Here is a 15079-nt window from a genome sequence, read left to right on the forward strand (position 1 = left end):
CCGAACCCACTAACGTTGCAAAGTTAGGGGATGACCTGTGGCTGGGGGTGAAAGGCCAATCAAACTCGGAGATAGCTGGTTCTCCCCGAAAGCTATTTAGGTAGCGCCTCGGACGAATACTACTGGGGGTAGAGCACTGTTTGGACTAGGGGGTCATCCCGACTTACCAACTCCATGCAAACTCCGAATACCAGTAAGTAATATCCGGGAGACACACGGCGGGTGCTAACGTCCGTCGTGAAGAGGGAAACAACCCAGACCGCCAGCTAAGGTCCCAAAGTTCTGGTTAAGTGGGAAACGATGTGGGAAGGCTCAGACAGCTAGGATGTTGGCTTAGAAGCAGCCATCATTTAAAGAAAGCGTAATAGCTCACTAGTCGAGTCGGCCTGCGCGGAAGATGTAACGGGGCTCAAACCAGGCACCGAAGCTGCGGATTCACACTATGTGTGAGTGGTAGGGGAGCGTTCTGTAAGTCTGCGAAGGTGTATCGAGAGGTATGCTGGAGATATCAGAAGTGCGAATGCTGACGTAAGTAACGATAAAGGGGGTGAAAAACCTCCTCGCCGGAAGACCAAGGGTTCCTGTCCAACGTTAATCGGGGCAGGGTGAGTCGACCCCTAAGGTGAGGCCGAAAGGCGTAATCGATGGGAAGCAGGTTAATATTCCTGCACGACTTGTAATTGCGATGGGGGGACGGAGAAGGCTAGGTGGGCCAGGCGACGGTTGTCCTGGTGAAAGTGCGTAGGCGGTATTTCTAGGCAAATCCGGAGATACAACGCTGAGACACGAGACGAACGCACTACGGTGCGGAAGCCATTGATGCCATGCTTCCAGGAAAAGCCTCTAAGCTTCAGATTACAAGTCATCGTACCCCAAACCGACACAGGTGGTCGGGTAGAGAATACCAAGGCGCTTGAGAGAACTCGGGTGAAGGAACTAGGCAAAATAGAACCGTAACTTCGGGAGAAGGTTCGCTCTTGACAGTGAAGTCCCTTGCGGATGGAGCAGTTGGGAGTCGCAGTGACCAGATGGCTGGGACTGTTTATCAAAAACACAGCACTCTGCAAACACGAAAGTGGACGTATAGGGTGTGACACCTGCCCGGTGCCGGAAGGTTAATTGATGGGGTTAGCGCAAGCGAAGCTCTTGATCGAAGCCCCGGTAAACGGCGGCCGTAACTATAACGGTCCTAAGGTAGCGAAATTCCTTGTCGGGTAAGTTCCGACCTGCACGAATGGTGTAACCATGGCCATGCTGTCTCCACCCGAGACTCAGTGAAATCGAATTCGCCGTGAAGATGCGGTGTACCCGCGGCTAGACGGAAAGACCCCGTGAACCTTTACTACAGCTTGGCACTGAACATTGAACCTACATGTGTAGGATAGGTGGGAGGCTTTGAAGGCGTGACGCCAGTTGCGCTGGAGCCGTCCTTGAAATACCACCCTTGTATGTTTGATGTTCTAACGCAGGGCCCTGAATCGGGCTCGCGGACAGTGCCTGGTGGGTAGTTTGACTGGGGCGGTCTCCTCCCAAAGAGTAACGGAGGAGCACGAAGGTTGGCTAATCCTGGTCGGACATCAGGAGGTTAGTGCAATGGCATAAGCCAGCTTAACTGCGAGACGGACAGGTCGAGCAGGTACGAAAGTAGGTCATAGTGATCCGGTGGTTCTGAATGGAAGGGCCATCGCTCAACGGATAAAAGGTACTCCGGGGATAACAGGCTGATACCGCCCAAGAGTTCATATCGACGGCGGTGTTTGGCACCTCGATGTCGGCTCATCACATCCTGGGGCTGAAGTCGGTCCCAAGGGTATGGCTGTTCGCCATTTAAAGTGGTACGCGAGCTGGGTTCAGAACGTCGTGAGACAGTTCGGTCCCTATCTGCCGTGGGCGTTGGATGATTGAAGGGAGTTGCTCCTAGTACGAGAGGACCGGAGTGAACGAACCTCTGGTGTTCGGGTTGTCACGCCAGTGGCACTGCCCGGTAGCTAAGTTCGGAATCGATAACCGCTGAAAGCATCTAAGCGGGAAGCGAGCCCTGAGATGAGTCATCCCTGACCCCTTGAGGGTCCTAAAGGGCCGTTGGAGACCACAACGTTGATAGGTGGGGTGTGTAAGCGCGGCGACGTGTTGAGCTAACCCATACTAATTACCCGTGAGGCTTAACCATACAACACCCAAGAAGTGTTCTGAGACTTGTAACAGATACCAAGTGAACTACTAACTAATTCAGTGATAACGACAAGCCACGAGCAACATCGTTATTTACGTCAGCTTTTTCAGATTGAAGTTATTTGCCTGGCGGCCATAGCGCCGTGGAACCACCTGATCCCATGCCGAACTCAGAAGTGAAACGCGGTAGCGCCGATGGTAGTGTGGCATTCGCCATGCGAGAGTAGGACACTGCCAGGCACCCAATTAAACAATGATGTGCAAATTCATGTCATTGGCCGAGAGGATGGCACCTCTGATAAGCGGCAAAAGATTTAGCGAAAAGCTAACCAAATAGCGGAGCGGTAGTTCAGTTGGTTAGAATACCGGCCTGTCACGCCGGGGGTCGCGGGTTCGAGTCCCGTCCGCTCCGCCAGTAATTTTAAAGGCCTTCCCGATTGGGAAGGCCTTTTTGCTATGGGCGGATTTTGCCCATTGCCCCCCATGCTTGCACACCAGAGCGAACAGCAAAGCCCGGCCTCTCGACCGGGCTTTGCTGTTTCTAGCAGCTGGCGTGGTTGATTTTTGTACCATCAATCTTGCTATTTTCATTGTAACGTTTGCAGGCGGTTCTTTTTTATAGCTATATCAGCGGATAGTTGGTTGCTTAATGATCAATTTTGGTGGTGTACTTTTGGCCAAACGCCGCGGAGGGTGCGTGATTAGGGTTGTATCTCGCTTATAACTCGGTAGAGTAAGGGCATCTTGAGTTTGCCTTCCCTGCTCGGTGTTCGCTGGGATAAAGGTGTAACTTGGCCCGTTTTTATCAACCTTAAGCCAGTGGTATCGATATGGAACAAGTAAACAAATCTACTTTCAGTGATGTACTGGAATATGTGCGAATGTCCCGTCGTCAGAACAAACTCAAGCGTGAAATTACGGACAATGAGAAGAAGATCCGTGACAACCAGAAGCGTGTGCTGCTGCTCGACAACCTGAGCGATTACATCAAGCCGGGCATGAGCATTGATGATGTTCAGGCTATCATCGCCAACATGCGTACCGACTATGAAGAGCGGGTTGATGATCACATCATCAAGAATGCCGAGCTCTCCAAAGAGCGTAAAGAGCTGAGCACCAAGCTGAAGGGCATGAGCTCCCACAAGTAAGCTTTTAGCTATCAGTAAATAAACACCGGCCATGGCCGGTAATGCCAGTCAGTTAAGCCTGACTGGCATTGTTTTTATTGGCTTTTTTAACACCATACTTCTGTGGTCTGGGCTTCACGCAGCGGGGATAATTTCGCTCCCTTCGGGCCGGCAACACAAACTGGCCCGCCTGTTTCTCCAGCTCCGCAACGCGTCCCGGGATATTCCCCGGCGACACATACGGCATGCAGCTCAACTCATGGATGAGGTAGACCGAGGCCATGTGAAAACTCAGCTGGCTCGCCGTGTATCCCTTCAGGCTCGCCGCCATCTTTACCATCTGGCTGCGCAGCAGGTTGTACGCCAACAGCACGCCCCACAACTCTTGCCGTATCCCCGCCGCCTTCTTGCTGCGCAGGGTCAGCCGGTGCTGTTGCAGGCTGTGCTTCATCTCCCGATAGCCCAACTCGATTTCCCAGCGGTGGCCATACAGTTCGACGATATCGGCGCCAGGGAAGCGCATCGGGTCGACCATTGAGGTCAGCACCTGCCGCTCTTTGCCGTTGATAGTGCGAGTCAGCAAGCGGGCTTCTAGCGTCTCTGGCAGTTGCGGCCACTTCTTCCTCGCCTGTGGGCTGGTGTTGAGACGCACCAGGGCATCCTGACGCCCCAGCTTGCGTGCGTGCCCTTTTTGAGTGGCAGCAACCAGTGCCGCTCGCTGCCAGCGGTTTGCCAGGCATGGAGCAAACCGAGCGAGTAAAACCCCTTGTCGAACAGGGTCAGCGAGTGGTCCGGCGTGCGCGCGACCAGCTGCTCGGCCAACACCATCTCGTTGACGGCGCAGCTCTCCATGACCGCCTGAACAAGCAGGTGACTGGTCAGCTCCATCTGGCAGAGCATGCGCACCTGCGGATAGGCGGTCTCCCCATGCTGGGTACCGGGCTTGGCAAAGGCGGCGGCATTGTCCGGGGTATCAGGCGTGCGCCACATCACGCCATCGACGGCGAGCAGTTGCAGCCCGGCCCAGCCGGGGTGATTGGCCTGCTGGTGCCAGCCTGCGGCGGTTTCGTGAAACAGGCGTTCGATGCTCTTGTCCCCGAGCTTTTGGCGAGCTTGCAGGAAGGCGCTGGGGGCGACGAAGGGGCGGTCACCGGGCAAGAGGATATCGAGCTGATTGACCAGCTGGGTCATGGGGACGTGGCGGAAGATGGCCATGCCGATGATGGCCCAGACCAGTCGCTCCATGGGCATACGGCGACGGCGGAGGGTAGCAACGCCCTCTTCGCCGAGCAGCGTGGTGATGAGCTCGGTGGGAATGAGGTCGGAGAGTGACTCAAACTGAGCGGCATTACTGGCGTGGAGGAAGTCGAGAGCTTGAGCGATACGCATAAAAAATCCGAAACCAATCAACAGGTTTCGGATTTTCACACATCAGAAGGATCGGTCAATGGATCCTTAACTGATCGGCATTAGGCCATGGCCGGTGTTTTGTTATCAGCTCGGATCTCTGCCACTGCTGCAACAATCGGCTCCCCTTTTTAGAGTTGCCCTGTTACCATCACTACAAAGCGGTCAATAGTTTCAAGCCATTGACTTGAAAAGACTAAGCTTTAAACACAATAAATTGCGCAACCATGGTGGGGCTGATATGGGCGCATCAGAACAGACGGATTTGACACAAGTGGCATCTCAAGATTCATCTGTCCAGACCAAGGACGGGACCCCAAAACGCAAGCGTCGTTCTTGGTGGCGTTGGTTGTTTTGTTTTCTCTTTTTAGCGTGCCTGGGAGGCGTGATCTTCCTGGTGGGCTATGAGATGAAAACCTCGACGCTACAGTCTCAAGAGATATCCCGCTATGCCGCCAAACTGACCTATCAGGTCGAGCCAGGTCAGAGCAAGCAGATCGCTTTTCCCAGTGATGGCCCGTTCGACAAGCGGCTCGGCTATGTGCAACTGCCAATGATGCAGGAGCGTTTGCTGCAGCGGGGTTATGAGGTTAGCAGGCAGGCGCATTTCTCCGATGCCCTCTATGACTACGCCACTCGTGGCTTCTTTGTGCCTTATACCGAAAAGGTTCAGGCCGGACTGACGCTGCACGATTGCCGCGCGGAACCTTTCTACCAGTTCAAATACCCGACCCATCATTATCCTGACTTTGCCTCTGTTCCACCGCTGGTGATCCAGTCGTTGCTGTTTATCGAGAACCGGGAATTGCTGAGCAACGAGGAGCCACTGGCCAACCCGGCTGTCGACTGGCCCCGCTTTGCCAAAGCGGCACTGTCTCAGGTGGGCAAGGCGCTTGATATGCAGGATCAATCTGCCGGTGGCAGTACCCTGGCAACCCAGGTGGAGAAGTATCGCCACTCGCCGGATGGCCTGACTCTGTCGCCGACCGAGAAGATCCGTCAGATGGCCTCTGCCAGTGTGCGGGCCTATCGTCTCGGGCCAGAAACGCTGGAGGCGCGCAAGCTGGTTGCCTGGGCCTACCTCAACTCGGTGCCGCTCTCGGCTGCGCCGGGATATGGTGAGGTGCATGGTCTGGGGGATGGTCTGTGGGTCTGGTTTGGCGCCAATGTTGATGACGTGAACCGTCTGCTGGATCCCGCCCGTAACCAGAACGCGCCACTGGCCGAGCAGGGGCTTGCCCTGCGTCAGGTGGTCTCCCTGATGATTGCCCATCGTCGTCCCTCCTACTATCTGGCTCAGGGGCGCGCGTCGCTCGCAGACCTGACTGACAGTTACCTGCGCCTGTTTGTACAGGAGGGGATGATCACACCGCCGTTGATGGAGGCCGCCCTCAAAGCCAAGATCAGCTTCCGTGATTTTTTGAAGTCCCCGGCTATCACACGGGTGAATAATAACAAGGGGTTGCAGGTTGCTCGTACCCGCTTGAGCCGCCAGCTCGGGGTGCAGCTCTATGATCTCGATCGGATGGATCTGACCGCAGATACCAGCCTCAACATGCCGTTGCAGAACGAAGTCTCTCGTTATCTGCAACAACTGGCCGACCCTGCTGTTGCAGCGCAAGTCGGGTTGTTTGGTGAGCGCTTGCTCTCCCCCGAGAAGACCGGTGATGTGCGCTACAGCTTCACGTTGTTCGAGAAGTCACCGGAAGGGTTCAAGGTGCGGGTGCAAACTGACAACACTGATCAGCCGTTTGATATCAACGAAGGCTCCAAGCTGGAGCTGGGCTCCACCGCCAAGTTACGGGTGCTGACTACCTATCTGGAGATTGTGGCTGAACTGCACGATAACTACGCCAATATGCCAGCAGAGAGCTTGCGCAAACTGGCTTCGGTCTCTCAGGATAATCTCAGTCGCTGGGCTATCTCCTATCTGATGAGTGCCAAAGACAAGAGCTTGCCGGTGATGCTGGAGGCGGCGCTGGATCGTACATACTCCGCCAGCCCTAATGAAGGCTTCTTTACCGGCGGTGGCATGCACACCTTCAATAACTTCCGCCGCGAGGATAACGGGCGTATTCCCGCCATCCGCGATGCGCTGCGTGAGTCCATCAACCTGCCATTTGTCCGGTTGATGCGTGATATCGTGCGCTACAGCCTCTATAAAGAGGGCAATCGCGCCCAGTTGCTCAAGGATGACAAGGATCCCCGTCGTCAGGAATATCTGGCCAAATTTGCCGATAAAGAGGGGCAAACCTATCTGCTGCGCTTCTGGCGTAAATATCAAGGCAAGACCCCCGAGGAGCAGCTGGATACCTTCCTTGATGGCCTCAAGCCGAGCGCGGTGCGTCTGGCAGCGGTTCACCGCTACCTGATGCCGGAAGCTGACGAAGCGGCTTTTGCTGCCTTCCTGGCGCAGCGGTTGCCGCGGGATAAGCTGAGTGCGAAGCGGATCAATCAGCTTTATGTCAGCTATGGCCCGGGCAAGTATTCACTGCCGGATCAGGGCTACATTGCCCGGGTGCACCCGTTGGAGCTGTGGCTGCTGGCCTATCTCAAGGAGTTCGACAAGGCGACCTTTGCCGACGCGGTTGCGGCCAGCCGTGACGAGCGGCAGGAGGTCTACAGCTGGTTGTTCAAGACCCGTCATCGCAGTGCCCGTGATAGCCGGATCCGCACCATGCTGGAGGTTGAGGCCTTCCTCGACATTCATCAGCGTTGGGCCAAGCTGGGTTATCCGTTTGACCATCTGGTGCCGTCACTGGCGACCGCCTTGGGCAGTTCTGGTGATCGCCCGGCTGCGTTGGCCGAATTGATGGGGATTATCCAGAATGGCGGTATCCGCACGCCGACCCTGCGTATCGAGCACCTCTCGTTCGCCAAGGGAACGCCGTTCGAGACAGCGTTTGAACCCTTGCATACCGAGGGAACCCGGGTGATGCCTGCAGAAGTCGCTGCCGCGCTGCGCAGCGCCCTCTCCAAAGTGGTGGAAGGGGGAACCGCCAGACGTATCGCCGGTGCTTTTGCATTGCCTGACGGCACTGTGCTGCAGATGGGTGGCAAGACCGGGACCGGTGATAACCGGATCGAGACGGTAGGTCGTTATGGCAATGTGACCAGTTCACTGGCGCGCAACCGCACCGCGACCTTTGTCTTTTTCATCGGTGAAGATCACTTCGGCACCCTGACCGCCTATGTGCCGGGCAGCCAGTCCGACAAGTTCCGCTTCACCTCGGCGCTGCCGGTACAAGTGCTCAAGGGGATGGCCCCCTTGCTGATGCCATACCTGCAACCGGCCTCCCATACCCAGTGTCTGGCGAACCAGTGATACTGGCCTATTGCAGCTAATCACTCAGATAACCTAATCAGGCAGATAACAAACGGGGAGGCTAACAGCCTCCCCGTTTTCTTTTCCTCATCGGTTGCAACTGTGTCACGCGATGGGATCAGGCGTTCAGTACGAACTGCTCGATTACCTGAGCGACGCCATCTTCATCATTGCGGGCTGTGATGTGCTGGGCCAGCCCTTTGATCTCGTCAGTGGCATTGCCCATCGCAACCCCGAGACCCGCGTACTCGATCATATGGCGGTCGTTGCCGGCATCTCCGACGCAAATCACCTGCTCGGCAGTCAGGCCAAGGTGCTCGGCCAGTGCCGCGACGCCGGTTCCCTTGTTGCTCTGCTTGTTCATGAACTCGAGGAAGAAGGGGGCGCTCTGTACCACGGTATAGCGCTCATAGAGCTCTGCTGGCAGTCGCTCGATAGCGCGGGAGAGCTGGGGCGGTTCGTCGATCATCATCACCTTCATGATCTGCTCGTCGGCAGCCAGGGTGGCGAAGTCGATCAGATTGATCGGCATGCCGATCAGGCGCGATTCATGTTCGGTGTAGGTGCTGACCCGCGGACTGATCAGGCCGCGGGTTACCGAGAAGCCGTGAATGTTCACTTCCAGCTCGGCGGCCAGTTTGGCGATGGCGCTGGCGTCACTGCCGGTCAGCAGCTGGCTGCGGATGATGCGCTGATCGGCCACCTGTTGCACCAGAGCGCCGTTGTAGCAGATGACATAGTCATGCTCGGTGGTGAGGCCGAGCTCTTCGAGATAGCGGCTCATCCCTTCCAGCGGGCGGCCGGAGGCCAGCACCACGGTTACCCCTTTGGCGCGCGCGGCGCTGATGGCGGCGTGGGTGCGGGGAGTAATCTGGCCCTGCGGGTTGAGCAGGGTGCCATCCATATCCAATGCGATCAGCTTGTACATCTCTCACTACCTGAGTCTGGGTGGCCCGTCCGGTGGGGCCAAGGAAGTGGCGAGTGTAGCGAAAATCGGCGGCGGGATCACGAACGGTTCAGCGGTGGATCTGCGCCGGTTGACCTATTTGTGCGCCTCATAAGGGTTCATCAGCAGTTGATCTTCGCGGATGCAGAAGTGGATCGGGCCGTGTTCGATATCGACCCGGTTGTGGTGGTGAGCCATCTCCACCTCGATCCCCGGGAAGAGGTGCTGGGTAGCGATGATGTCCATTTCGGCCATCAGTTTTTGCAACTCTTCATGGTTGGCGGCCAGTTGTTCCTCCAGCTGGCGTAGCTCGAGTTGATAGCGTTCACGGATGGGCTTCAGCTTGCGCAGGGTATCCGGATTGCGTTTGTCGCTGGGCAGTTGCACCAGTCGCATCACCAGCTCCTTGATCTTTTCCAGCTGATCCAGACACGCCTGTTGCTGCTGTTTGAGCTGATGTTCCTGCTCCTTGTGGGTGAAGTAACCACCGAGGATCTGCAGTTTGGTCTGATTACCGGCGGAGGCTCCCAGCACCGGTGAGATGATGAGGCGATGGGCAATGCTGAGGCCACCCAGCAGGTTGCCTTTACGCATGCCGCTGTCACCTACCTTGATATCCTGTCCGCTGCGGCAGTAACAGTGGTTGAGTTGGCTCTGGATCTGGATATCGCCACCCGCCTCCAGCTGGGCATATTGGGCATAGGTGGCATGGATCTCACCCTGGGCGTTGAGTTGGCAGAGGTACTCCCCCTGCTCGTTGCGCCTGCCTATGATGCCGTGGCGCACCGTGATGGTGCCCCCCGCCTCGATCCACCCCCCTTCGATAAAGCCGCCGATGACAATGTCGCCGCTGACCGAGATCTTCATGCCCGGATTGACATCGTCATTGACGATCAAGCCCCCTTCAAAGGTGATATGACCATGGCGTGCATCCACCCGTTTGACGTTGAGCACCTCGTCTACCTTCATGCCCGATTTTTCCTGACAGGGCAGCCCGGCGCGGCTGGCAATCAGCAGATCGGGATCGTCAGGGGAGAAGCAAGTGCCGTCCCCGGCACTCATCGGACTGTCCTTGCCGTTCTTGGCGGGCAGATCCTGGCCGGTCACGGTAAAGCCTGGCACCCCGACCGTAGCCGGGTGACGGCGCATCAGCTGGGCGCCCGCCTTGACGGTGACTATGGAGCCGAGATCCCGCAGATCGACCCGGTCATGATCCAGCTCCCTGGGTTTGAGGATCCGTTCGGCAGGGGTCTCCACCAAGCGTTCATAGCGGGTGTCCTGGCCATTGACGGCGGGCTGGCCGCGGGCGATGACCAGTTTGAGCTGACTGCCGGGGGCGGCCTCTTTAGCTGTCTGGATCGCGGCGGTGAGCAGCGGCGCGCTCACTCCCTGCTTGATCTCGCTAAGAGAGATGGCCTCTTGCAGTTGTTCCAGCGTCACATACTTGCCACCCCAGTCAGCGGTGATCTGGGCGCTGGCGCTCATCCGATCTTTTTCCACCACTATGGTGACTCTGGCATCTTGCCGTTTGGCGATGGGAACCGGGTTGGCAGGCACGGGGGCGGCAGGGTTGGTGAGCAGGGTATTGAGCAGGCTAATGGCCTGTTTGACCCCCTCTGGCAGTGGTTGATAGCGGCGACAGTTGGAGGCGAGCAGCAGAGCCTGAATATCCTGTTCGGTGACCGGCTGGGTGAGACCGGCAGCAATTCGCAGGCAGACCAGTTCCATATCGCTTGATAGCAGCAGCCACTCTTTGCTTAACACCGTATCTCCTTGCCGGGTGAAAGGAGGGGCGATCGTTTCGTCCCTCTACTGTCATTTAATCTCTCAATGATGGATAAAGCGAATCGCTGACTTTGAGAGTGGGCAGTATTCAGATATTTCTGCTGAATGGTCAATGGATTGAGGTCAAATCGGTGATGACGGCCGGATAAATGTGGGTGCTGTTTGGCAATGGTATGAAGAGGTGCGCCGGATCGTGACAGGAGATCTCTGCCAGCGACACGGGGATCGCTGGCAGGCGCTGTGGTTATCAGCCGCGCTGGGCCGTTCTGGCCAGCGTGAGGTAATCGCCGAGAATCGGCTCCCCCAGCAGGTGGCGGCGCAGCATGTCGAGCGCGGCAAAGGCGAGGATCTTGCGGCGGCTCTCCGGATCGGGATGGCTGACTTTGACCGTCTGGCCTATCTGTTTGCCATCGGCGCTGAGCAGCAGTGGCACACCCTCTGATCCCTCTCGCCCTATGGTCAGCTGCAGGTCTGCATCGGCTGTCGGCAGCTGCGCCAGCTCATCGGCCAGTTGCGCGCTGAAGCGGGCCTCCAGCTGGGGATAGCCGTGACAAAGCGCCAGCAGCGCGCCGCCACTCTCCCCCTCCAGCAGAGTCAGTGGCCTGCCTTGCAGCAGCGCGAGGATCTGCTGCGCCGGTTCGGTATCCCCGCTGCCGACCAGCCATGGGCGGATCGTGTTGAGCAGTCGGCTCTCGGCGCTCTCCATGTCAGTTGCGCTGGCGCCGTGGCCGATCAGTTTCAGCTCGATGAGGGGCATGGCGGAGCGGTAACCCAGCTCGATACCGGTGGGCCAGGGGGCGGCATCCAGCAGGTCGGAGAGCGCTGATTCCGAGACGCCGAAGGTGTAAAAGCGGCGCAGCTCGGTGTCGGTCTGTGCCCCGGCCAGCTGTTTAAGGCGCGGCAAGATCTGCTCGCGCACCATCTGCTTGAATTCGAACGGAACGCCCGGGGTGAAGAACAGTTGGCTCTGGCCACTTCGCACCACAAAGCCGCAGGCGGTGCCGACCGGGTTGTCGAGGATCTCGCACCCCTGTGGCAACCAGGCCTGCTTGGCGTTGCTTTGTGCCATGGGGCGGCCACGGCTGGCGTAGCGGGCGGTGATGGTGGCGAGCCAGTCGGGGAACAGGGTGAGCGGCTGGCCAAAGGCCTCGGCGGCGGCCTGAGCGGTGAGGTCATCGGCAGTGGGCCCGAGCCCGCCGCACACCAGCACTACCTCGGCGCGGCTGGCACTCTCTTGCAGCACGGCTTTCAGGTCGGCGAGGTTGTCCCCCACCGTCAGGCGACGGCGCACCTGCCACCCCTGTTCCAGCAGCAGGGCGCTGAGCCAGGCCGCGTTGGTATCCACCACCAGCCCCGTCACTATTTCGTCTCCGGTACTGATGATCTCGATACGCATGGCGAACTCCTTGCTCTGAAAAGGGTAGTGGCGCTGACCTGAGGCCAGGGCAATCAGGATTTGGCTTGCTCGAAGTAGTAGCTGATCCGGGTGCGTGGATTGAGGTACTCGAACACGGCAGGTGGCAGCCGTTTGGGGTGGATCACCTTGGCAATCGACAGTTCGACCTGTTGCAGGTCAATGATGGCCGCCTCCTGGCGCGGGATGCGCGGATCGTAAACCAGCACCGAAGGGTAGAGCAGGCGGGAGGCGTTGACTGACATTACCAGCCCCACCTGGCCGTTGGATAGCTGCACCACGCTGCCGGGGGGGTAGATCCCCATCAGCCGGATCAGCATGCTGAGGTACTCCGGATTGAACTGGGCTTTGCGCTGCTTGTAGAGGCCGCTCAGGGCCGAGTATGGCACCTTGGCCTGCATGTGGCAGAGGTTATCGTACTCGTTGATCAGCGACACCATCTGGGTCAGCGGGTCGAGCTGGCCACCCTTGAGCCCTTCCGGGCCGCTGCCATCGAGATATTCATGGTGATGCAGCACAATCCCTTTCGCCTCGGCCGGGAAATCCTTGGCCAGATTGAGCAGATCCAGACCGTAGCGAGGGTGCTGGGCCATCAGGTTCTGCTCCGGCTTGGTGAGGGGCTCGCTCTTGCGCAGGATCTGGCTCGGGATCTTCAGTTTGCCGATGTCGTGGAACAGCGCCCCCATGCCAATCTGGCGGATCTGGTCGGCCGACATGGCGCACTCCTTTGCCAGCAGCATGCAGAGCACGCTGACATTGAGGGAGTGGAAGTAGAGGTTGTTGTTATCATCGCTGTCGGAGACCAGATGAAGCACCATCTCATCCACGGCGAGCAGTTGCTCGGTCATGGCGTTGATTAACTCTTGCGCCTCGCCAATGGCATTGAGGGGGCGGGACTGGAGCTTGCTCATCACATTGCGCACCTGTGCCAGCGACTGCTGGAACTGCTTCTCGCACTGCTGCAAGTCGCGACGATATTGCTGCAGTTGTTCGATACGGCGATCTTTCTCCTGCTGCATCTGCGCCTGACGCTGCGCAGTATCTGACGCTTCAGCCGGTTGCGGTTGCACCTGGCTGAGAGGCTTGGGGGGCGCATCGCTCTTGTCGGGAATGATAGTGACCAGCTTGAGACCGAGACGGCGGATCAGTTCGATCTCCTCTTCATTTTTGATCTTGAAGCTGGAAAACAGGAACGGGTGTTCGCGCCACCCCAGTGGCAGGGATACATAGTTGCCGACTTGCAGTCGATCTACGGAAATCTTGATACCAGTCATTATCTTGGAAGCAGGAGGCACACTGAGCCGTATGCTAGTCAAAGGCGGAGATGAATACAAAAGGTATCTGATGACAGGCTGGGGGCTTTATTATAGGCTTCTGGATGTCCAGACACTTTTACCGATGCAGTACAGGGAGTAAGCATGCCGATCAAAATCCCGGATCAGTTACCCGCCGCCGAAGTGCTGGGGCAGGAGAACATCTTCGTGATGACGGAATCCCGGGCCGTCACCCAGAACATCCGCCCGCTGCGGGTGTTGATCCTCAACCTGATGCCAAAGAAGATTGAGACCGAGATCCAGCTGATGCGGATGCTCTCCAACTCGCCGCTGCAGGTGGATGTGGATCTGCTGCGCATCGACGATCGGGAGTCGAAGAATACGCCGCAGGCCCATCTCGAGAACTTCTATCACGACTTCGAGCAGGTGCGTGGCAATAACTACGACGGCATGATCATTACCGGTGCGCCGCTCGGGTTAGTGGAGTTCGAGGAGGTGGTCTACTGGCCGCGCATCGTCGAGATCATCGAGTGGTCCCATCAGCATGTCACCTCTACCTTGTTCCTCTGCTGGGCGGTGCAGGCAGCGCTCAAGGCGCTCTATGGCATGGAGAAGCAGACCCACGGCGAGAAGCTCTCCGGGGTTTACCGCCATCATCGCCTCGACGAGCACGAGCCGCTGCTGCGCGGTTTTGATGACGAGTTTGTCGCGCCCCACTCCCGCTATGCGGCGTTCGATGGTGATCTGATCCGCGCCCATACCGACCTGCAGATTTTTGCCGAGTCAGCAGAGGCGGGGGTCTATCTGGCGGCGACCAAGGATTGTCGCCAGGTGTTTGTCACCGGTCATCCTGAATACGACACCCTGACCCTGGACGGCGAGTATCAGCGGGATCTGGCGGCAGGGCTCGACCCGGCCATTCCGGTCAACTACTACCCTGATAACGAGCCGGGCAACACCCCGCGCGCCAGTTGGCGTAGCCATGGTCACTTGCTGTTTGCCAACTGGCTTAACTACTACGTCTATCAGCTCACCAGTTATCGGGTAGAGGATATCGGCAAGGTCTTTACCTATGGTCAGGGCGGCAAGTAGTCAGCTGCCCTGTTCCAGCCGCTCGGCCAGCTGGTCGAGCCACTGGCGGTGCACGGCCAGGTTGAATGCTTTGGGTCTGTGGGCCTTGATGGCGGCCATGGCCTCTGCTTGTGGCTGGCCCAGGGTCATCAGCAGCGCGGCGGCGACCAGACCGGTACGACCGCTGCCCCCTTTGCAGTGAATGACCAGATGCTTGCCATCCCCAAGCAGCTCGCGCATGGCAGGCAGTGCTTGCTGCCAGATCAGATCAAAGGCGCTATCGGGGGCCTGGTCATCCTCTATGGGCAGATGGAACCAGCGCATCCCTTCGCGCTCGACCTGCTGACCGAGCTGATCCAGTTCAAGTCGGGCCAGCTCGGCAGCCGTCATCAAGGTCACCACGCCGTGAGCACCGGCAAACCTCAGTTGATCGAGCGCCAGGGTCAACGGCACCTGCTGGGTGCCGGGGCAGGGGGTCAGCAGCAGTTGGCCATCGACACGGGGGACTTCCTGGCTCCAGAAGGGATGAGACGAGTACATAAAAGTCCTTATGAGGCA

General features: G+C 57.9%; 8 protein-coding genes, 1 tRNA gene, 2 rRNA genes and 1 pseudogene (1 of these 12 running past the window's edge). 6 read left to right on the forward strand and 6 right to left on the reverse strand.

Features of this window, described 5'->3' with window-relative positions; all coding sequences use genetic code 11:
- The 4 genes from ACY8FN_RS06090 to tmaR all read left to right on the forward strand — a co-directional run.
- Positions 1 to 2170: ribosomal RNA gene (locus ACY8FN_RS06090) — 23S ribosomal RNA — on the forward strand; it begins 719 nt to the left of the window's first position.
- 127 nt (positions 2171 to 2297) lie between these two features.
- Positions 2298 to 2412: ribosomal RNA gene (rrf, locus tag ACY8FN_RS06095) — 5S ribosomal RNA — on the forward strand.
- A gap of 98 nt (positions 2413 to 2510) precedes the next feature.
- A tRNA-Asp gene (locus ACY8FN_RS06100) sits at positions 2511 to 2587 on the forward strand.
- 415 nt (positions 2588 to 3002) lie between these two features.
- On the forward strand, positions 3003 to 3320 hold the full coding sequence (gene tmaR, locus ACY8FN_RS06105; protein WP_042023151.1) for a PTS system regulator TmaR: 318 nt from the start codon (positions 3003 to 3005) through the stop codon (positions 3318 to 3320).
- 52 nt (positions 3321 to 3372) lie between these two features.
- Here the strand turns inward: tmaR and ACY8FN_RS06110 are convergent.
- Positions 3373 to 4688: pseudogene (locus ACY8FN_RS06110) on the reverse strand (IS4 family transposase).
- Positions 4689 to 4947: 259 nt separating this feature from the next.
- Between ACY8FN_RS06110 and ACY8FN_RS06115 the strand changes: the two are divergent.
- Positions 4948 to 8031 (forward strand): transglycosylase domain-containing protein, encoded by a 3084-nt coding sequence (locus ACY8FN_RS06115; protein WP_463099482.1) that lies wholly within the window; start codon positions 4948 to 4950, stop codon positions 8029 to 8031.
- 118 nt (positions 8032 to 8149) lie between these two features.
- On the opposite strand, the gene yidA is transcribed toward ACY8FN_RS06115, so the two are convergent.
- The 4 genes from yidA to ACY8FN_RS06135 form a co-directional block, all read right to left on the reverse strand.
- On the reverse strand, positions 8150 to 8959 hold the full coding sequence (gene yidA, locus ACY8FN_RS06120; RefSeq protein ID WP_463099483.1) for a sugar-phosphatase: 810 nt from the start codon (positions 8957 to 8959) through the stop codon (positions 8150 to 8152).
- A gap of 114 nt (positions 8960 to 9073) precedes the next feature.
- Positions 9074 to 10741 (reverse strand): DUF342 domain-containing protein, encoded by a 1668-nt coding sequence (locus tag ACY8FN_RS06125; RefSeq protein WP_463099484.1) that lies wholly within the window; start codon positions 10739 to 10741, stop codon positions 9074 to 9076.
- A gap of 268 nt (positions 10742 to 11009) precedes the next feature.
- Entirely contained in the window at positions 11010 to 12158 is a 1149-nt protein-coding gene (locus tag ACY8FN_RS06130; protein WP_463099485.1) for a CinA family nicotinamide mononucleotide deamidase-related protein, read from the reverse strand.
- Between the two features lie 53 nt (positions 12159 to 12211).
- Complete coding sequence (locus tag ACY8FN_RS06135; RefSeq protein WP_162515561.1) at positions 12212 to 13450, reverse strand: HD-GYP domain-containing protein; 1239 nt, start codon at positions 13448 to 13450, stop codon at positions 12212 to 12214.
- Positions 13451 to 13594: 144 nt separating this feature from the next.
- Here ACY8FN_RS06135 and metA point away from each other — a divergent pair, with 144 nt between their 5' ends.
- Positions 13595 to 14542 carry a homoserine O-acetyltransferase MetA gene (gene metA, locus ACY8FN_RS06140; protein WP_101315912.1) on the forward strand — a complete coding sequence of 316 codons (948 nt, stop codon included), beginning with the start codon at positions 13595 to 13597 and terminating at the stop codon, positions 14540 to 14542.
- Here the strand turns inward: metA and ACY8FN_RS06145 are convergent, their stop codons facing one another.
- Positions 14543 to 15061 carry a cyclin-dependent kinase inhibitor 3 family protein gene (locus ACY8FN_RS06145; RefSeq protein ID WP_303844120.1) on the reverse strand — a complete coding sequence of 173 codons (519 nt, stop codon included), beginning with the start codon at positions 15059 to 15061 and terminating at the stop codon, positions 14543 to 14545.
- Positions 15062 to 15079: the final 18 nt, after the last annotated feature.

The organism is Aeromonas sp. 160P (assembly GCF_055193095.1).